Origin of the sequence: Vibrio sp. MEBiC08052, assembly GCF_001506075.1 — a bacterium.
Lineage (GTDB): Bacteria > Pseudomonadota > Gammaproteobacteria > Enterobacterales > Vibrionaceae > Vibrio.
Map to the genome: position 1 here is coordinate 3317964 of NZ_KQ947475.1, position 19145 is coordinate 3337108.

The window sequence follows — 19145 nt, forward strand, 5'->3', positions numbered from 1 at the left end:
ATGCATTACTTTAATCGAGAACATGTTGAGCAAACCCTCTCCATCCCCCTTGCCATTGAGTTGAGTCAGATTGCGTTTGCTTTGCAAAGTCAGGGCAAAGTGGTGCAATCGGTCCGAAGTATTATTCCGGCGCCAGATGGACGATTGATGGGGACAATGCCGGCTTATATTTCCGAAGGCAAATATTCGGGATTCGGCCTGAAATCTGTCTTGGTCGATTTTAATCCACACCAAGGTTCGGCTTCTCATGAAGGATGTATTCTGCTATTTGATGAACAGGCAAACGGACATATGGTGGCAGTTGACGCAGGAGCCATCACCGCACTAAGAACCGCGGCCGCCTCCGCTTGGGCAACGCACTTACTTGCACCGCAACACGCAACCAAACTTGCCATTCTGGGCACGGGCCTGCAAGCACGTCAACACTTACTCACCATGCTTGCCGTCCGCCCGATTCAGGATGTTACCGTCTGGGGCAGAAATCGGGCAAACGTAGATCAGTTTGCAACATGGTGTGCCGAGCATACCGCACTTAACATAACTGGCGCAGAAACACCGGCCGAAGCAGTCTCTGACGCAGATATTATCTGTACGGTAACGGCAGCCCGGAGCCCATTACTGCAACTTTGTGATTTACCACAAAGCTGCCATATCAATGCGATCGGTGCATCAGCAATTGGATTTCAGGAGCTGGATCCGGCAATCTATGGTGCGGTTGAGCATTATGTCGATTCACGAGAGTCATGCTGGAATGCCTCCCAGTGTCTCCAGCAAGCCAAAGAGAAAGGATACTTATCAACCGATCATTGCAGTCAAGAAATTGGTGAATTAGGAGAGCATAGCCTAGAAAAGCGTCCCGAACGCACGTTGTTTAAATCTGTGGGACTGGCGGTTCAAGATCTTGTTTTTGCCAGAGAAGTGCTTTATCAGAATCAATAGCAGCCAACCACAAGGAGTCTGTTGCACCGTGACTATTTTCAAACACGGCTCAGATAAAATCCGTTCAATATAAGTAGGATAAATAACCATGCTAGAATCAACACAAATATTAGCCTATGTTGCAGCCCTAGGCATCGCAGCTGCAATTCCGGGCCCCGGAATGACCGCATTAGTGGCCCGGAGCGTGAGTGGCGGCGCAATCACCGGGTTTACAATGCTGGCCGGGTTGATTCTGGGAGACTTGGTCTACCTGTCATTTGCGGTATTCGGTCTCGCGGTGATCGCACATCACTTCAGCACCTTATTCACATTGATCAGTTGGGCATCGTCTCTTTATCTGGCTTGGCTGGCGTGGCAATTTATTACCTGTAAGCCGGAAAGTATCCAGATCGATCAAAAGGCTTCCAGACGGGAGCTGACTTCAGCATGGTTTTCCGGTTTTACTATTACTTTGGGCAACCCCAAAACAATCGCATTCTATCTGGCGATCTTACCGCTGGTCATTACCTTGGACACCGTGTCGATACAAACATGGGGATTACTGCTGGTGCCGCTCACCATTGCAGTATTAATCGCAGTCGGTTCTATCTTTATTTTGGGAGCACTAAAAGTCAGACGCTTCCTGGCCAGCCAAAATGCTCAGATGCTACTCTTTCGCAGTGCGGGCATTATGATGCTCGCCGCTGCCGGAAGTATGATTGCCAAAACATTGTAGCCAGATTTTGGGTAATAACGAGATGCCACACGAAACAACGTCAGCCATGACATCTATTTCGCGTGTAACATTTTCGAGCGTTCCTCGCGAGGTGTCATGTGATAATAAGCTTTATAAGCACTGGAAAAATGCGGACCGCTGGAAAAGCCACACAATAGCCCAATTTGGACAATCGAGGTATGGGTCGTCAGCAACAGCTGACGCGCCCGTTTCAAACGAAGCTGAAGGTAGTAGCGAGCAGGCATGGTGTCGAGGTAACGCTTGAACAGCCGTTCGAGCTGGCGACGAGAGATATGGACTAATTCGGCAATTTCATCCGTTGACAACGGCTCTTCCAGATTGTTTTCCATCAGTTCAACAGCCATCGTTAAACGCGGTTGGATATCCCCGCCAAACTGCTTAAATGGTAATCGCTGGCGCTCTTGTGCCGGCCGAATACGATCCATACAAAGCTGATCAGAAACAGCATAGGCCAGCTCTTTACCTTCGGTCTCTTCCAGAAAATCCACCAAACAGTCGAGCGTTGCAGCTAACCCAGCCGTCGTAATAAGCCGCTCACATCGTTCATACAGATGGTCAGACAGCTCAATCGAATCATAACGCTCGCTAAAACTATCCATGAAAGACCAATGGACAGCGGCACGTTGATGATGCAGCAACCCACTGTCAGCAAGCCAGAACACACCGGCATAGCTGGCAAGGATGGTTTTCCCCTGTTGATAAAAATGTTGCAGTTTTTTCTTTTCCAGCGGTGATACCGCCTCATCCGGTAGCGACTCACAGACAACAGCCAGCAAGTCACAATCAAAGGCATCAGACCATACAATCGAATTGGGGAGGCAAGCGGATTGGGAGGACTCTACTACCGGAGTGACATACACACATCGAAATTTCTCTGCACCGAGAATATCATTGGCAACGCGAAAAGGGGCTTCTAACGATCCAATTGCATACCAAGAGTAACGACCGGGCAGATAGATCGCGACTTGGTAAATCGATGAGGCAGCATTTATCATTCAGAGCACTTATGGTGTCAATACAAATATAAAAATGCAGCATCATGATGCTGCATTTTCGCGTTATTTTAAAGCACCGGAAAGAAACTGCTGCAAACGTTCACTTTTCGGCTGACCGAAAACGGTTTCCGGATGCCCTTCTTCTTCAATTTTTCCCTGATGAAGAAAAATGACATGGTTTGAGACATGTCGGGCGAATCCCATCTCGTGTGTCACCACGATCATGGTTTTTCCTTCTTCAGCGAGTTGCTGCATAATCTTCAGCACTTCACCGACCAGCTCAGGATCCAGTGCAGATGTCGGCTCATCGAACAGCAACACTTCCGGTTCCATTGCCAAAGCCCGGGCAATCGACACACGCTGTTGCTGCCCCCCGGATAGATGGGTCGGATAGCTTTGTTGTGCCCGTTCGTCGATGCCAACTTTATTGAGATAAGCAATTGCTCTTTCACGCGCTTCCTGCTTACTGATGCCCAGTACCTGAATCGGTGCCACCATCACATTTTCCAGCACCGTCATATGACTCCACAAGTTAAAATGCTGGAATACCATCGTCAGCTTGGTGCGCAGGAGCTGCAACTGTTTATGGTCACTCACTTTGAGTTGTCCGTCTGAATCACGCTTCATCTGGATTTCCTGACCATTAATATAGATTGCGCCTGTCGAAGGTTTCTCAAGAAAATTCAAACAGCGTAAGAGTGTACTTTTCCCCGACCCGGACGATCCGATAATACTAATGACATCACCGGCATTCGCCTGTAAAGACACGCCTTTAATGACCTCATGCTGACCGTACTTTTTATGGAGATCACTGACGGCCAGTTTTGTGTTTTGCATAATGCTTGTTCCTTAACAATCGGTTTCCTGAAAAAATCAGTTTCCTGAATCCTCAAGCCCGTCAAATGCGAGCCGCCACCGGAAACCTAAAAATCGATGTTCTAATGTTTGACTGGTATCGGATGCAAGTGACGCAACCATTTCTTTTCTGCTCGCCGGAACAGCGCCACCAGCAAAAATGAAATCACTAAATAAAGTATGGCAGCAATCCCAAAGGCATGAAATGATTTATATGTCGCCGCATTCACATCTCGGGCGATTTTAAGAATATCAGGCACCGTGGCCGTAAATGCTAAAGAGGTCGAATGAAGCATGATAATTACTTCATTACTATAGGCAGGAATCGCGCGGCGCAATGCTGAAGGAAGCACAATACACCGGTAGCGCTTCCAGCGAGAGAAACCGTATGCTTTCGCTGCTTCAATTTCTCCCTGATTGGTTTCGCGGATTGCACCGGCAAAAATCTCAAGGGTATAGGCACAGGTATTGAGAAACAGCGCAAAAATCGTGCAGTTATAGCCGCTACGAAAAAACCAGTTGAGAAACTCCGTCGAGCGGACAAATCCCAGCGTGTATACACCTGTATAGAAAATCAGCAACTGAACATACAACGGTGTGCCACGGAAAAGATATGAAAATAGCCAGACGGGTAACGACAGCCAACGGTTTTTAGACACCCGAGCCAGTGACAATGGGATGGAGACAATAAATCCCAGCGATACGGAAATGACCAGTAACCAAAGCGTCACGGCAACACCGGTAAAGTGGTAACCATCCGACCATAAAAACGCTTTTCCGTAGCGTTCAAGTATTTCAATCATGACAAACGACCTCTATGGCTGTATGCGTAGCGACGCTCCAGCCAATAAAATGCCAGATTTGATAATGTGGTAAAAATCAGATAAACCGCAGCAGCAACAATCGTAAAGTAGAAAAACTGATAGGTTCCTTTGCCGGCCATTTGTGTTGCCTTGACGACATCGGCAAGGCCGATAATGGAAACCAGTGCGGTTGATTTGAGGATCACCAGCCAGTTATTGGACAAGCCCGGCAGGGCATGACGCATCATCTGAGGAAAAAGAATCACCCGAAACACTTGCCATGGTGTAAAACCATAGGAAGTCCCGGCTTCAATCTGCCCTTTGGGAACCGCCAGAAAAGCCCCGCGAAAAGTTTCCGTCAAATAGGCACCATAGATAAAACCAATGGTCAAAACACCGGCTGTGAATGGATCAATGTTAATTTGTTGCCACCCCAGAAATTCGGTGAACTGATTGAGGCCCAACTGCAAGCCGTAAAAAATCAGCATCATCAGCACCAAATCAGGAATGCCACGAATCAGTGTGGTATAAACATGGGCGAGCGCGATCATCGGACGGCTGCCAAATAGTTTGGCACAAGCCCCGAGCAATCCCAGAATAATTGAGAAAATTACCGAAAGAACTGCCAGTTCAATCGTCATGATTGCACCATCAAAGATAATGCCACCATATCCATAAAGCATAATGCCTTCCTAAATAAATACCGCTCCCTCAAACGAAGGAGCGGAAAGGAGTGACGGCTTATTTACCGTAAATATCAAAATCAAAGTATTGCTTAGCAATCGCATCATAGGTGCCATCTTTCAGCATGTCGCTCAGAGCAGCATTGATTTTATTTTTGAGTGCCTGATCAGTTTTACGCACCCCGATCCCGGCACCGACACCAAAGTATTTTTCATCATTGACTTCCGGACCGCTGAAGGCAAACCCTTTGCCAACCGGACGATTCAAGAAGCCATCGCTCGCAGCAACGGCATCCTGAAATGCAGTATCAAGACGGCCGTTCACTAAGTCAGCATAGACCTGATCCTGATTCTGATAAGTCACGACATCCACACCTTTAGGGGCCCATTGCTCTTTTGCATAAGTTTCAGCCGTGGTTCCCTGAAAAACACCAACACGTTTACCACCCAATGACGCAGCTGTCGGTTGCAGAGTCACCCCTTTTGGAGCGACTAAACGAGCAGGCGTGCCATACAGCTTATCTGTAAAGTCAATTTCCTGCTGACGCTGTGGCGTGATCGACATAGAAGAGAGAATTGCATCAATTTTTTTCGCTTTCAGCGAAGGAATCAAGCCATCGAAGTCACTTTCAACCCAGACACAGTGCGCATCAATTCGCTTACAAATTTCTTTGCCTAAATCGATATCAAATCCGGTCAGAGTGCCGTCTGGTTTCTTCATCTCAAAAGGTGCATATCCAGGCTCAACACCCAGCCGAACCAGCGGCTGATCCGCGGCCTGGACAAAAGGAGCAGCGAGAGTCAGCAGAAGCAGACTCAAATTCGTTATTCTTTTCATAGTGATATCTCATTCATATATGATAAACGTTGAAAACAGCACAATTCATGCCATAGGTGACTATTCTTTCCAACCGCTGGGAGAAGAGAATATATTTAAACACCTAAAATGCATGAATACTTAAATAGATGCCTCAAAACGGGGATTCTACTGCATATAAATATAAAGTGCTTCTGATATTTTCAATTTTATCGATATTTTATATATGCACAATTGAGACACATTTATTGCACTATACCAATGCATAACAACAACTTTTTCACGGTTAACATACAATTTAGCAACAAATGTAAAGTGAAAATAAAAAATGCCACACCAGTTTCATTCATGCAAGATACGATGAATACAAACAAATATGCGGCATATTGCACCGATTAGTAGTTGAATCTGTTGTTCGCTTTCAATTGGCATCACAGCCCGTTAAAAGGTATGTCGATTTAGCATCGGTGCTGACTCAAAATCGACGTCAGTGAGGCGAAACAGATGCATCAAGACTTCAAATAGTTCAGTCATAATGCTCTTATGGCTCACTTATTGACCGGCTCTCCGGCTTCATCTGCTGCAACAATTTCAGTTTCCTCAAGCGCCGCATCAATCCATTGCTGCAACGCCGGACACGACAAGACATGATTCACATATTTCTGCGCCGTTTCCCCAAGGCTCAACTGATACGTTTTTAAACGCATCACAACAGGCGCAAACATCGCATCAGCAATAGAGTACCGACCAAACAGCCATCCCCCCTGATCGGCAAAGCGCACCATCTGCCCGGCAAAAATTGCTTCAATCCGTTTGAGATCCTGCTGCGCAGCTTCAGACAAATTCAGTGAACGAGTTGCGCGGATATTCATCGGTGCTTCACTACGCAGGGCCGGAAAGCCCGAATGCATTTCTGCCGCCAACGAACGCGCGTTAGCCTTATCTTTGGGATCGGCTGGCCATGCTTTTCCCGCAAGATAGGTATCATTGATATATTCACAGATCGCGAGTGAATCCCATACGGTGACGTCACCATCGATCAGGCAAGGGACTTTCAGCGTTGGTGTCACCGATGACAAAGCAGCATAAAACTGTGGCGTATCAAGCGGTAACTGAACTTCATCGAATGCAATATTTGATTTTGCCAATAAAATCCATGGCCTGAGTGACCACGTTGAATAATTTTTATTCCCGATATATAGCTTCATTGGTGGACTCCAAGATTGACGAGATGAGAAATGGAATGCGGGAGAGAAAATCACCAGCCTGAGCGCGATGCTCAGGCTGAGTGGTTGTCATGAAACAAATTATTCAATTTTAAACTTATTTACAATCGCTAATAATTGCTGATTGATGGTAATCAAGCGGCGTGTTGTCTCTGCGGTATTGTCACCATTGTCGTTGATGGTATGCATCACTTCACGAATTGCGACCATACTCCGGTTAATATCTTCGGTCACACTACTTTGCTCTTCGGCTGACGTTGCAATCTGAATCGACAAGTCGTTAATTTCATTGACCGCCGACGTCACTTTATCCAATGAAGACACCACCACAGTTGTCGATTCTTCGGTTATCCGACAACTGTTACGAGTCGATTCCATACTGGAAACCACGGTTGCTGTTCCGGCTTTCAAGCGATCTAACATCTGGACAATGTCCTCGGTACTCCGATGGGTTCGTGACGCTAACGCCCGCACCTCATCAGCAACGACCGCAAAACCACGCCCTTGGTCTCCGGCTCTCGCTGCCTCAATCGCAGCATTCAAAGCCAGTAGGTTAGTCTGTTCGGCAATACCACCGATTTCACCCAGTAATTTACCGATTTCTTCTGTATGCATGTTCATATCAGCAATGAATCGAGCCGTTTCTTCCACTTCTTCTGCCAATGCACCGACTTGTGAAACGGCCCGTTGTACCACTTCTTTAGAATGCTCAGCTTCACTATTTGTCGCTTCTGTCTGGCTTGCGGTGTTGGCCGCATTCTCTGCAACAACAGATGCTGTCGAGCTCATTTCATTCACTGCTGTCACTGTCAATTCAATTTCCTGACTATGTGACTGGAGCAATTTACTATTCGAATCGGTTTGCTGTTCAAGTTGGGCGATTTCCTGACTAATCGTATCCGTCGATTCCCTCACCTGTCGCATCATGTTCTGTAAATTCTCGATAAACTGATTAATACCACTCGCGATCATGCCCAGTTCATCTTTTGAATCCACCTTCAGACGATGAGTCAGGTCACCATTTCCATCTGCCAGATCAGCAATCAGATTTTTCAACAAAAGAATCGGCTTAAACACCCAGTTAATCAGGAGAATGGCTATCGGAATCAAAATAATCGCGGCAATGATCAACGCAATGGTAATGCTGCCATTCAGTGCATCGGTATCATGCTGAATATAGTCGTTATCGATATATCCGGTGAGTATCCACTCTTTTCCGGCAACATTGATCTTCGCTGTCAGTGGCGTCAGATTATGCCCTTCAGCTTTATTGGAAAAGATCTGAGTTTGCTTGTCATCCACCAGCTCAAGATAACTGCCATTCGTAGACATTGAACTTAGCAGATCACCGAGAGAAGAGAGGTCAATGTAGAAAATATTTCCAGAATCTTTGTTCTCAGGCACGGTAATCGTGATCGTTGGTTTTCCATTATCAATAAAGACATTACTCACGGTCAGCTTACCATCTGCCTGTTTAAAGATATCCATGTATGGCTGAGCTTCCTGCGGATCTTTAATTGCGCCATCTCGATTGATAGTCATCCCGAACGCAACTTTAATCGCATCTCTGAAGCCAGTTTTTTCTATCGCCTGTTTGACCTCGTAAAAACTGAACTTAGTTGACTGAGCCAGAACTATATTGTCTTTAAGCTTCCCTTCCACCACAGAACGGATCGTATCAATCTGTGTCCGGATCACTTGGCTATCACTTTGATGTATATAGCGACTGATATAAAAATTAGCACTAACGTAGGCAGTGAATATCGTTACACAGATAATTGCAACAACGATAGCAAGCAATTTAGTCTTAAATGATACCTTTTTCATACTATATCCATGACCCTTTCTCAATTTGTAGCCAGCGATGACCGCTACATTCCATAATGTGGTATACAAACAAAAAGTGTTCCATTTAAATTATAACAAAAACAGATATATCAAAAAAATGTCATATCCGACACTTTTAGACATCATACGACGTATATCGACAGTTGGAACATATTCTGTAATTTTATGGTGCCTATTCGCAAAAACTAAAAAAATCGTACCGTTGGAGAAGCTGACAATTATTTGCTAGGTTTTAGCTCAAAACACTATTTTAAAAATTTTGATCACATTTTTGGCAATTTGCAGCTAAAAGTGAATATAAATCAATTTAAAGTCCCTGTATTTGGGATCTTCCTCATTCTTTTCAGATCGCTGTTGCTGTACAGAAAGCTGTTGATATGCAATCAAATACAATAAATTAGGGAGAATCCACGACTCTCCCCTAAACAAAATACCTCATATTCCATGGGTCGTATTACGGTCAATACTCCCCTGAATATTACACTTTAAACTGACTCACCAAGTCAGAAAGCCGCTGCGAAATATCGGCAACCACATTACCGGTATCGGCCACGCGCTGATGAACACCGGTGGCTTTATCAGACAGTTCTTTCAGCTCTCGAATGCCTTGATTCACATCGACAATTACCGAACTCTGTTCTTCCGTCGCCGCAGCAATCTGAATATTCATTTCTTGAACCGTGGAAATCAATTCGCGGATATCCTGAAATGCATGTCTCATCTCATCAGCCATTCCCACGGATTCAGTAACAGCATCTTCTCCGCCTTGAATGGCCGCCTGAGTTTCATTCACACCTTTAATCAGGCCGGATATCATGTCCTGAATATCTTCTGTTGAAGACTGTGTCCGTTGTGCCAACGTTCTCACTTCATCAGCCACAACCGCAAAGCCGCGCCCTTGCTCACCGGCTCGTGCCGCTTCAATTGCCGCGTTCAATGCCAGTAGATTGGTTTGGTCAGCGATACCACGGATCACATCCAAAACTGAAGTAATATTGTCAGAATCTGCGGCAAGTGATGACATCTTCTGGCTGGCTTCTTGAAAACTCACCGATAATTTATCGTTCAGCGCGACATTTTTATCCACCAACGTCATACCACTACTCGCAGCACGATTCGCTTCATCACTTTTAGAAGAAGTATGCTGTGCATTGGTCGTAATTTCTTGAATCGCCAGATTGATTTGTTCAAACGCTTGAAATAGCAGTTCCAGACGCTGCTGCTGATTGTGACCAATCACTTCCGTTTTACTCACGACATCCTGAAGATGGCTTGTATCCGCCCCCAGTTTCTCAACCCCATCAATCACACTTTTTACCAGTTGTTGGAGCTGTTCCAGCAAGTGATTCACACTGCATGACAAGTCACCTAATTCGGTTTTTTTCTTCACGGTCAAACGGCTCACTAAATCACCATCTCCCTGAGTCAAATCATCGATCTTATCTTTCACGGAATAGATCGCAGACGTAATTGCTCTCGGAATGAAAAACACCAATATCATCCCAATCACCACCGAGATAAGGGAAATCATCATATTCCAGAAAATTCGCTGTCCGACAACGTCACTCGACTGTCCGTAGAGTGCATTCCCGAGTTTATCAACCAGTTCGCCGGCTTTATCATACTCACTACGTAACATCTCAAAATGTTTCTCAGACTCAGTGAATTGTGTGTTGGCTTGTATCTTGTCACCTTTTTCTATCAGCGCAAACACCCGATCCGCCTGATCCTTCCAGTCTTTAAAAATACTATCGAAATTATTGAATTGTGCGATGATCTGAGGATAATCAGCCATATAATTCAAATAGTTTTGCATTCGATCATAGGCTTGCTGGACATTTTCCTGATAATCATCTTTTGAAACTTTTAGTACTTTCTCGTCATTGGTCAGAAGCGCATCTTGTTGCCCCTTGAGCGCCTGATATAAATCTCGATCAGCATTGAGCACATCTCGCTGAGCCTTTCTCAGAGGCTCTGCGAATAGTTGGATGTTGCGTTCCAGCAGGTTAAGCGAATTCCGGTTTTGTAATCCGGAGAAAACAATAATGGCAGTTAAAAAGGCCAAAGACAGGCCAAGCTGCATACGGATGGTAAAATTACTAAACATCATGACATCCTAAAATGATATGCATTAGCTTCTGCGAGACTTCTTATTATTATTCGAATGATAAAACAGACCTAATGCAATGAAATGAATATGACCAACATGACGTTTAATATTGCATTTGATGATGGATATACACCTAAAGTATATTGACAGAATACTCAAATAAAGAATGCAGCGTGCAATAATATAATAAAAAAACCATTTAATGTAAAAGCGATGTTAAAGCAATCAATAAAGTTCATGTAACATGAACATGGGTCAAAACATAACTCTGACCCATATCACAGTAATCGTTGTTGAGCGCCTTACCTTTGCAGCTAATCCTGCAACCATCGAATCGCTTCATCATAATTCTCGAAATAGCGGATATCTCCCGAGATAAACCAATTCCCGACTTTTGCAGTGAGAGCTTGCCATTCCTGATGACCATAGAGCGCCACTTTATTAAAGTCTGCACCATGTTGTAGACCCAGTTTAAAGTCATCCCATGCTGCTCGAAGCTCCCACCCTTTCAACTCAGAGACATCAAACAATACATCAACTTTCGGGGTGTTAACCTTCACCAATGCAGCATCCAGAAGTGGTGTGATCATCTCGTAATCCTGATGAGTTAATGTACCGACGGCTTTAATCGACACAAAAAATTCGTGATCGACCCGTTCCAGTCCAATGGTGAGGCCATGTTTTTTATACGCCATTCTAACCTCCATCAAGTATCTTGAGACCTACATATCTTGAGACATAGCTACAGAGCAACCATATTATCATTTAAGGATATGCTATCCGGTAAATAAGCATTTGGATCCATCCCACAAATTCAGCATAAGCGAACAGGCTCGAGAGAAAGACCGATAGGAGGACAGACACTATAAACGAGCAGAAGCATCAACGAACTCTCCAACTCTCCCGGACAGATAACATCCTTCCACACGAACAGGAATCGGTCCGCTTTTCTACGCTTGATTCATGGTTGTTATCTGCTTTTATTTGATGATAATTTATGGTTTCCCATTCACCGAGTTATAAAGTCAACGCCCTATGACCAGTATGAAAACCCGCTGCCCGTCATGCCATGCTATGAATCGCGTTCCCACCGAGCGTGTTTCTGAGTCGTCGGTATGCGGCAAGTGTAAACAGTTCCTCCTTGACGGCTTACCCGTTGAAGGGACAGTCGATAATTTTCAGTTCATTTTGAAGAGTGATATCCCCGTGGTGGTCGATTTTTGGGCCCCGTGGTGTAACCCGTGTGTCGGATTTGCGCCAGTTTTTGAGCAAACGGCACAAGAGCGCATGCAGCGGGTTCGTTTTATTAAGGTCGATACTGAAGCTCAACAGGCATTGGCCGCGCAATTTCAGATTCGCAGTATTCCAACAGTGATGGTTTTTCATCAAGGACAACGGCTCAACATGATCAACGGTGCACTGCCTTATTCGCAGTTTAATGCATGGCTGGATGAGTCGCTGAAAGGCATGTGAAAGGCGGTAGGTGTTTTTCGAACAGAATCAAGACAGGCACGCTTCGCGTGCCTGTCCTCGTTAAACATCATTCAAGACGTTATACAAGCACTAACTCGACTCGAATATTGCCGCGAGTTGCATTTGAGTATGGACAAACTTGATGCGCTTTTTCGATCAACGTCTGTGCGACACTGCGATCAAGTTCCGGTAGAGAAATATGTAACTCGACATCAATCGCAAAACCAACACCGGCCGTATTTTGACCAATGCCGACTTTTGCCGTCACACTGAGATCTTGAGATAATTTGATCTTATCCTGCATGGCGACAAACTTCAGCGCACCGATAAAACATGCTGAATAACCTGCAGCGAAAAGTTGTTCTGGGTTTGTCCCTTCACCACCTGAACCGCCTAATTCTTTGGGGGTACTCAGATTCACTTGTAATTTGTTATCGTCAGAAGCGGATTTTCCGTCACGCCCGCCAGTCGTTGTTACTTGTGCTGTATATAAAAGATCCATGAACAACCTCCAATTAGTTATTGCAATAATTATTTTAGTTAAAAAAAGCCCACAGCTTTTTCTCTCTAGTGACATTATATTATCGCAATAATAGTTATCGCACAAGGTATTTTTGGCAGACAGCTTACTCAGGCTGATTCTTGAGTAAGCTTTTTCTCAATGTCATGATTTTATCTTTCATCTCCATCAGCTCTCGACTGGGTATACCACAGGCCTCAATCAAGCACTGATTAATTTTCACCGCTTCAGCTTTGAGCTGCTGTCCCTTTGGTGTCAAGCGGACACTCAATGAACGCTCATCATGTAGCTGTCGCGTACGATTCACCAGCCCCTCTTGTTCCATCCGTTTAATCACAGGCGTGAGAGCACCGGATTTCTGTCCTAATCGCTCACCAATATCTTTAAGACCGATGCCATCTTGCTCCCAGAGAATCAGTAACACGAGATATTGCGGATACGTTAGCCCCAAAGGTTCAAGTAGCGGTTTATACATCTGCGTCATCGCCAGAGAGGTTGAATAAAGGGCAAAACATAGCTGGTTATCCAGCAATAAAGCGTTATTATCAGACATTCTTTCTACTTCTTTTTTCTCAGGTCTACTTCTATCAGCCGTTGACGGCATGATAACCCGTTTAAACGACTGAGGTTCAATGTTCAGTGGGTTCCACATTATAAGGAACGCTGTTGTTGAGGATCTTCATTCATCAATATTGAATACCTTCAAAATGACAACAACGTCCGACACACACGGCTCAATCAAAATCCAATGATAGCGAGAACCAATTACTCTTCCGCGGTTGCCTCATGGATTGCTTCTTTCGTTGAATGATAAACTTCACTCGATTTCTCTTTGGTTGTGTCCCATATTTCAGAAGAGTCTTCTTTCACACCGTTCCAAGTCGAGGAACAAGCACTCAAAAACAAAGCCAATATAGCAATCAGTCCATATTTCATTGATACTCTCCTATTTACTGAACGACTCAAGCAAAAGCATAGCACGACCTCATCCTCGTCCTCGTCTTCTGCCCATTTTCCTGTCTGTGACCAAGGAACCTTCTGTTAGCAAAAGACATCGTGACAGGAAAAACTATGATGTAATAACATAATGTCGTTTGTGTAATGCAAATGTCAAAATCATCATCAACTGCGGAAGGAATCTCTCATAATTGAGTATAGCGATCACATCATCCGATGATTTCAGGGCTCACATCCACAGTCTCGGTGAAAAAAGACAGCGAATAAAATGAGGGCCTCCGGTCAATGGAAGCCCTGAATGGTACTAATTTTCGGCTGGATTTTCGATGAGCGGGATGTTTTGTAAACCATCCGCTTCATCTTCAAATGCTTTGAGACGTTTATAAATAGACAACAGCTCGACAATCGTCGTCCATGAGTTGACCAGATATTGAAAAGAGCTTTCAACCTGACCGAATGCATTGATAATTCGCTGCATTACACCCAGCGTGAAAGCACCTGCAACAATTGAAGGCGCCAATGCAATGATCGGAATAAAGGTGCCAACCTGTAAGTAACCGTAACGGACGATATTAAAGTACACATAATGCTTATAAAGACGAAAGTAGTTATGCCGGACATCACTGAATAACTCTTTTAAGGTTTGTGGTGCAGCACGGTGTTCATGATCCTCTCCATAAACTAATTCTTTTCTGTAAGCGGCTTCGACGCGTTGATTCTTAAATTCTAATCCCGGTAATTTAACCCCGGCAGCAGCCAGTAATACAGTGCCGATGATCGACCAAATAATGGCAACAAAGACCAACCCCTGAGACACTTCACCAATCAATGGTAATGTTTTCACATAACCGGAGAGTCCCCATAAAATCGGCAGAAAAGCAATCAGTGTCATTACCGCATTCAATAGGTTGACGCCTAAACTTTCCATAATCGACGCGAAACGCATCGTATCTTCCTGAATCCGCTGTGATGCCCCCTCGATATGGCGAACCTGTTGCCAACGGGCGGTATAATAATCCGTCATTGCGGTGCGCCACCGAAACACATAATGACTGACGAAAAAATGGTTACAAACCGCGACCATAATGGCAATGAGCAAAATCACGGCAACCGTTGTCAGTTCACCATAAAACTCACCAAGGGTAATGCTGTTGGGATTCGTTAATGCCTTCTGGATCAGGTTATAAAAATTGCCATACCATTCATTGATCATGACACTGACTTCGACCTGAAACCAAGTAATGAACACAATCAAACCGGAACCAACGACCGACCAGCGAGCCCATTTTTGGTCACCGAATTTTAACCAGACGCCAATAAACAAGGCATAACAAACAAACATATACTGATATAACCAAGCATTAGTCGCACTCTCTAGTGCTTGTTGAAAAGCGGCCTGCACCGCAGGTGCAGCATCCACCAACAACGGCTGTGGGAACCCGATCCCGACCAGATAGCCGAGGCTAAGATCAGCACCTAACTCACGAACACCGGTGTACCAGCAAATCACACAAAACAGTGCCCAAATAACAAAACTGAGAAAAAATAATTTTGGTCTCGGAAAGAAAGAATCAAACACTATATCAATCTCTTATTAATTTTACTGACAGTTATCGTGCCGATGTACCACATCGTGAAGCACGGTATAAATGAATCACAGCGTTAATATTCACGATTCCGCGGTGACATGCAATCCTTCAGTTCAACTCTAAGCTCCAATGAAGCTAGTTGAGGAACAGTTAGTTATGACCAACGGAACCGATGAAAATTCCCCTCGTGTGACGATTGAATGAGGAGGTTCCTATCAAAAACGATGTTGCTGCTTTTTGAAAACTCTGAAAATAGTTCATTGCTTATGAATAAATTATCGACATATTCATATGCTCTTAATATTCGAATTCAACTTTAACTTACTCATGACAAAGTAATAACATGACATTTTTTATTGGGGTTAAATTAAAAGTATGTTTTAGCAGAGGTCAGCCAGAATATAATAATCATGAACATGATAATTTTGATAAATTTATTATATTGACATGATTGTTGTTATTTAAAATAAGTGACTTCCGCTAAACAATTAGCGTACATCAACGATGACTTATTCAAAATCACTAGGAGTAAAAAGATGAAAAAGATCCTTCCAATTCTAGCGAGCACTATGGCTTTAACAATGTTCAGCACAATTTCATACGCAGCAGTTTTGGACGATGAAAGCGGGATTTACGTTGGCGGTAACTACGGTTACGTGAAGATTGATGGCCAAGACGATTTTGATGATGACAATGATGTGATGCAAGGATTAATTGGTTTTAAATTAAACCGTTACATCGGTGTTGAAGGGAGTTATATCGACTTCGGCTCGTATGGTGGTAACGCTGCAAGAGCTGAGACAGACGGTTATACGGCTGCTCTAAAATTGACCGCGCCGATTGGTGATCGCGTAGAAATTTACGCTAAAGGCGGCCAGCTTTGGTACACCACAGACTATAACATCTTAGGTGTAAGTGGCGACGAAGATGACGAAGCTGTATTTGTGGGTGCCGGTGTTGGATTTAAAATTACGGACAACTTCTTAGTCAATGCAGAATATACTTGGTATGACGTTGACTTAAACGCCAATGATATTAATAATGGTGCAGATACCAATACCGACTTAAAACAAGCAACTATTGGTGCTGAATATCGCTTTTAAATGATCTATTAGAATAGCCAGAAATAAAAATCAATTCAAAAGTAACCTATAAAAAGCACTCATGATGAGTACTTTTCAATGCTTCATTATATTGCGTGATTGATACAGCGATTTTTATTTTGGTTTCCATCCGCTCACCGAGCATAACATCAATACTCTTCTCATATTCAAATACACATTCAAGTACGAATGTTCAAATACGGACGGAAGGTAACATTCATTCGGTGGGAGCATCCGACATCATCGGAACAACACCACCGAATTCAAAAAACAAGAGCAGCGATTGAAATGGATTCTATCGTAATGATCAGAAATTAACCCAAGTTAAAGCAAGCATAAACGTAATCACAGCTGTCACGCCAAACATTGCGAAGACACCTGCAAGTTCTTTAACAGTATTGACGACAGACGTGCTCATTTTTGTTTTAGGTACAGTGATAGTAATTTGTGAGGAAAGCGTTGAACTCATGACTCGGCTCCTAGCGTTATTTTATTTCACAACCAAGTGTTGTTTAGTTCAAATTATCAGCAATATTGTGATTCAAGTCAACATTTATGGTAATTTAATTACGAAAAAAATGTAATTATCAGTACATATTCATAAAAATTTGATGAATTTCAAATAAATAAAGCATACCTGTCGCAGAGTGACGGTACAGCTATCGGCAAAAAGAGATGATAAGCCACAGACGCATAGGCCGTGGCTTTTTCGATATGATGTTGTAGAACAAACAGAATCAAGTGGTTAAGATGACCTTAACCGATAAGGCGTTCCCGACTCACTGCCTGTTCATTAAACGCATCTTCATTCAAGACGATAGTTTGAGCTCGCTTGAAGAAATTAAAATCCGTCGCAGTGGCACTGGTATAAGCCCCCATCATACAACCGACAATAAGGTCACCATTCTCCAACCGAGGCAACATAATATCTTCAGCAATCACATCAATACTGTCACAAGTCGGACCGGCCAAAACACTCGGCAACAATTCACCACCTTGTTTCAAAGTCACCAACGGATACTGTGCATCGTCGAACATTAGCCCACTGAAAGAGCCGTAGATGCCATCGTCAAGGTAGTACCACATTTGGCCTTCCCTTTCCGCCTGCCCCATAATGGAAGCGACACTCATCACGGCCTGTGCCACGATAAAGCGTCCGGGTTCAGCCAAAACTTGTACAGTTTCCGGTAACTCGTTCAACGCTTCGTTAATAGGCTCACAAAATTGCTCAATCGGCATCACCTGTTTTGTATAACTGACAGGGAAACCTCCGCCAATATCCAGTGCACTCAGTGCAGGTAATCCGCGCGCGACAACTTCTTCCATCACGGTCTTGCAAGTCCGGATCGCATCAACATACTTCTGTGGATGAATCGTCTGAGAACCAACATGAAAAGAGAGCCCCTTAATATGAATATTCCATTCCTGAGCCATTTCAATGATTGTCAGTGCCTGTTCAGGGGAACAACCGAATTTCTTCGATAAATCCGCAAATGCTTCCGCATTGCGAAAACTCAAACGTACCAGTAACTCCACCTCATCTTTATAAGGTTTGAATTTTGCCAGTTCGTTCAAGTTATCCACTACAAAAACAGAACAGCCGTATGCTAACGCATCGCGAATATCTGCATCACGTTTGATCGGGTGAGTATGGATTGTACGTTCAGCCGGCACGCCTTCTTGGGCAGCCAGTTCAACTTCACCACTGGTCGCCAGATCAAAGCTTGCACCTTCGCCGAGCAGAGTTCTGACCACGACCGGATGCGGCAGCGGTTTCAGCGCAAAATGAAGCGTAACATTCGGTAAAGCGTTATTCAGTGCGCGATATTGCTGACGAATTGTCTCGCAATCGAGCATCAGTAGTGGTGCACCGAACTGTGACACGGATGATTCAACTAAACGAACGTCATCAGCAGAAAGAGTTCGAGCAGCAAAAGATTGAAAATTTAATACTGAATGGACATGAGCCATCGCAAACCTCCGGGGACAAACACTTTTCATCGGACTGTTTTTATGAAAAGTGGAGCGTCAATAAAAGCGTCAATACGCTGTCAAAGTCACTCTTGGATAGTTGCTCTATCGCCTTGCCACATAGGTGTGATGTACTCGGATTGGCTATCATCAAGAAGCAGGCTGATAGTAAGTTCATGTAGGGACAGACGCAATAAAAAATAGCCCTGCAAAAGTCAAAAATTTTTTATGGTCAAGATAGCATTTATTAATAGTTGAGCCTTCATTATTGCGCTGACATGCATCCGGATTGAATATCTGTTTGAGTCACGGAACAGGGAGACATTATTATTCTGACAATATCTGTCCGGCACATGGTTGCCCGGTGTGAATAGCCTGAGAGCACATATAATCAGGTCAAATAACGCAATTTCATATTTTTAAAATATTTAATATTTACCCTCAATGAAATAGACAATTTTGTCAATTTCATCCTGTTATCAAATTACTAACATTAAATTTATAGATAGAAAATACTTGT

At 44.0% G+C, this 19145-nt stretch carries 19 protein-coding genes; 4 read left to right on the top strand and 15 right to left on the bottom strand.

Annotation, left to right across the window (positions count from 1 at the left end; translation table 11 throughout):
- Together VRK_RS14280 and VRK_RS14285 are read left to right on the top strand one after the other, a co-directional pair.
- Complete coding sequence (locus VRK_RS14280) at positions 1–939, top strand: ornithine cyclodeaminase family protein (RefSeq protein ID WP_059121987.1); 939 nt, start codon at positions 1–3, stop codon at positions 937–939.
- Positions 940–1027: 88 nt separating this feature from the next.
- Positions 1028–1654, top strand: a complete 627-nt coding sequence (locus tag VRK_RS14285) for a LysE family translocator (protein ID WP_059121988.1) — start codon at positions 1028–1030, stop codon at positions 1652–1654.
- A 53-nt stretch (positions 1655–1707) separates the two neighbouring features.
- On the opposite strand, the gene VRK_RS14290 is transcribed toward VRK_RS14285, so the two are convergent.
- From VRK_RS14290 to VRK_RS14330, 9 genes are all read right to left on the bottom strand, one after another.
- Positions 1708–2670: a GlxA family transcriptional regulator gene (locus VRK_RS14290; RefSeq protein WP_059121989.1), complete on the bottom strand. Its 963-nt coding sequence runs from the start codon at positions 2668–2670 to the stop codon at positions 1708–1710.
- A gap of 63 nt (positions 2671–2733) precedes the next feature.
- The gene (hisP, locus tag VRK_RS14295; protein ID WP_059121990.1) at positions 2734–3507 is read right to left on the bottom strand and encodes a histidine ABC transporter ATP-binding protein HisP; all 774 of its coding nucleotides are present in this window, start codon (positions 3505–3507) and stop codon (positions 2734–2736) included.
- Positions 3508–3608: 101 nt separating this feature from the next.
- Entirely contained in the window at positions 3609–4328 is a 720-nt protein-coding gene (locus VRK_RS14300) for an ABC transporter permease (RefSeq protein WP_059121991.1), read from the bottom strand.
- Positions 4325–5011 carry an ABC transporter permease gene (locus VRK_RS14305; protein ID WP_059121992.1) on the bottom strand — a complete coding sequence of 229 codons (687 nt, stop codon included), beginning with the start codon at positions 5009–5011 and terminating at the stop codon, positions 4325–4327. The genes VRK_RS14300 and VRK_RS14305 overlap by 4 nt, the downstream gene beginning before the upstream one ends.
- 58 nt (positions 5012–5069) lie before the next feature.
- Positions 5070–5849: an ABC transporter substrate-binding protein gene (locus tag VRK_RS14310; RefSeq protein ID WP_059121993.1), complete on the bottom strand. Its 780-nt coding sequence runs from the start codon at positions 5847–5849 to the stop codon at positions 5070–5072.
- A 527-nt stretch (positions 5850–6376) separates the two neighbouring features.
- A complete protein-coding gene (locus VRK_RS14315; RefSeq protein ID WP_059121994.1) occupies positions 6377–7036 on the bottom strand; it encodes a glutathione S-transferase family protein in 660 nt (219 codons plus the stop codon).
- A gap of 99 nt (positions 7037–7135) precedes the next feature.
- Positions 7136–8881 (bottom strand): methyl-accepting chemotaxis protein, encoded by a 1746-nt coding sequence (locus VRK_RS14320; protein ID WP_059121995.1) that lies wholly within the window; start codon positions 8879–8881, stop codon positions 7136–7138.
- Positions 8882–9380: 499 nt separating this feature from the next.
- Positions 9381–11012: a methyl-accepting chemotaxis protein gene (locus tag VRK_RS14325; RefSeq protein ID WP_082671401.1), complete on the bottom strand. Its 1632-nt coding sequence runs from the start codon at positions 11010–11012 to the stop codon at positions 9381–9383.
- Positions 11013–11326: 314 nt separating this feature from the next.
- Positions 11327–11707, bottom strand: coding sequence for a SpoIIAA family protein (locus VRK_RS14330; protein WP_059121997.1), 381 nt, complete (start codon positions 11705–11707; stop codon positions 11327–11329).
- 340 nt (positions 11708–12047) lie between these two features.
- Between VRK_RS14330 and trxC the strand changes: the two genes are divergently transcribed.
- Complete coding sequence (gene trxC / locus VRK_RS14335; protein ID WP_059121998.1) at positions 12048–12485, top strand: thioredoxin TrxC; 438 nt, start codon at positions 12048–12050, stop codon at positions 12483–12485.
- A 79-nt stretch (positions 12486–12564) separates the two neighbouring features.
- Here trxC and VRK_RS14340 read toward each other — a convergent pair whose 3' ends face one another.
- The 4 genes from VRK_RS14340 to sbmA form a co-directional block, all read right to left on the bottom strand.
- Positions 12565–12987, bottom strand: coding sequence for an organic hydroperoxide resistance protein (locus VRK_RS14340; RefSeq protein ID WP_059121999.1), 423 nt, complete (start codon positions 12985–12987; stop codon positions 12565–12567).
- A gap of 124 nt (positions 12988–13111) precedes the next feature.
- Positions 13112–13558 carry a MarR family winged helix-turn-helix transcriptional regulator gene (locus VRK_RS14345; protein ID WP_059122782.1) on the bottom strand — a complete coding sequence of 149 codons (447 nt, stop codon included), beginning with the start codon at positions 13556–13558 and terminating at the stop codon, positions 13112–13114.
- Between the two features lie 212 nt (positions 13559–13770).
- The gene (locus VRK_RS21315) at positions 13771–13941 is read right to left on the bottom strand and encodes an entericidin EcnAB (protein ID WP_197413114.1); all 171 of its coding nucleotides are present in this window, start codon (positions 13939–13941) and stop codon (positions 13771–13773) included.
- A gap of 325 nt (positions 13942–14266) precedes the next feature.
- Positions 14267–15541: a peptide antibiotic transporter SbmA gene (gene sbmA, locus VRK_RS14350; RefSeq protein WP_059122000.1), complete on the bottom strand. Its 1275-nt coding sequence runs from the start codon at positions 15539–15541 to the stop codon at positions 14267–14269.
- A 546-nt stretch (positions 15542–16087) separates the two neighbouring features.
- Between sbmA and VRK_RS14355 the strand changes: the two genes are divergently transcribed.
- A complete protein-coding gene (locus tag VRK_RS14355) occupies positions 16088–16654 on the top strand; it encodes a porin family protein (RefSeq protein WP_059122001.1) in 567 nt (188 codons plus the stop codon).
- A gap of 307 nt (positions 16655–16961) precedes the next feature.
- Here VRK_RS14355 and VRK_RS21035 read toward each other — a convergent pair whose 3' ends face one another.
- Positions 16962–17123: a hypothetical protein gene (locus VRK_RS21035; protein ID WP_157371923.1), complete on the bottom strand. Its 162-nt coding sequence runs from the start codon at positions 17121–17123 to the stop codon at positions 16962–16964.
- 287 nt (positions 17124–17410) lie between these two features.
- On the bottom strand, positions 17411–18625 hold the full coding sequence (locus tag VRK_RS14360; protein WP_059122002.1) for a type III PLP-dependent enzyme: 1215 nt from the start codon (positions 18623–18625) through the stop codon (positions 17411–17413).
- Between the last annotated feature and the right edge of the window lie 520 nt (positions 18626–19145).

Bases quoted from the DNA above. Each gene is read 5' to 3' on its own strand.
- VRK_RS14345 (WP_059122782.1), bottom strand. From the start codon at position 13,558: ATGTCTGATAATAACGCTTTATTGCTGGATAACCAGCTATGTTTTGCC.
- VRK_RS14305 (WP_059121992.1), bottom strand. From the start codon at position 5,011: ATGCTTTATGGATATGGTGGCATTATCTTTGATGGTGCAATCATGACG.
- VRK_RS14320 (WP_059121995.1), bottom strand. From the start codon at position 8,881: ATGAAAAAGGTATCATTTAAGACTAAATTGCTTGCTATCGTTGTTGCA.
- VRK_RS14310 (WP_059121993.1), bottom strand. From the start codon at position 5,849: ATGAAAAGAATAACGAATTTGAGTCTGCTTCTGCTGACTCTCGCTGCT.
- VRK_RS14330 (WP_059121997.1), bottom strand. From the start codon at position 11,707: ATGGCGTATAAAAAACATGGCCTCACCATTGGACTGGAACGGGTCGAT.
- VRK_RS14290 (WP_059121989.1), bottom strand. From the start codon at position 2,670: ATGATAAATGCTGCCTCATCGATTTACCAAGTCGCGATCTATCTGCCC.
- VRK_RS14280 (WP_059121987.1), top strand. From the start codon at position 1: ATGCATTACTTTAATCGAGAACATGTTGAGCAAACCCTCTCCATCCCC.
- VRK_RS14360 (WP_059122002.1), bottom strand. From the start codon at position 18,625: ATGGCTCATGTCCATTCAGTATTAAATTTTCAATCTTTTGCTGCTCGA.
- VRK_RS14285 (WP_059121988.1), top strand. From the start codon at position 1,028: ATGCTAGAATCAACACAAATATTAGCCTATGTTGCAGCCCTAGGCATC.
- VRK_RS14300 (WP_059121991.1), bottom strand. From the start codon at position 4,328: ATGATTGAAATACTTGAACGCTACGGAAAAGCGTTTTTATGGTCGGAT.
- VRK_RS14315 (WP_059121994.1), bottom strand. From the start codon at position 7,036: ATGAAGCTATATATCGGGAATAAAAATTATTCAACGTGGTCACTCAGG.
- trxC (WP_059121998.1), top strand. From the start codon at position 12,048: ATGACCAGTATGAAAACCCGCTGCCCGTCATGCCATGCTATGAATCGC.
- VRK_RS14340 (WP_059121999.1), bottom strand. From the start codon at position 12,987: ATGGATCTTTTATATACAGCACAAGTAACAACGACTGGCGGGCGTGAC.
- VRK_RS14325 (WP_082671401.1), bottom strand. From the start codon at position 11,012: ATGATGTTTAGTAATTTTACCATCCGTATGCAGCTTGGCCTGTCTTTG.
- VRK_RS14355 (WP_059122001.1), top strand. From the start codon at position 16,088: ATGAAAAAGATCCTTCCAATTCTAGCGAGCACTATGGCTTTAACAATG.
- hisP (WP_059121990.1), bottom strand. From the start codon at position 3,507: ATGCAAAACACAAAACTGGCCGTCAGTGATCTCCATAAAAAGTACGGT.
- VRK_RS21035 (WP_157371923.1), bottom strand. From the start codon at position 17,123: ATGAGTTCAACGCTTTCCTCACAAATTACTATCACTGTACCTAAAACA.
- VRK_RS21315 (WP_197413114.1), bottom strand. From the start codon at position 13,941: ATGAAATATGGACTGATTGCTATATTGGCTTTGTTTTTGAGTGCTTGT.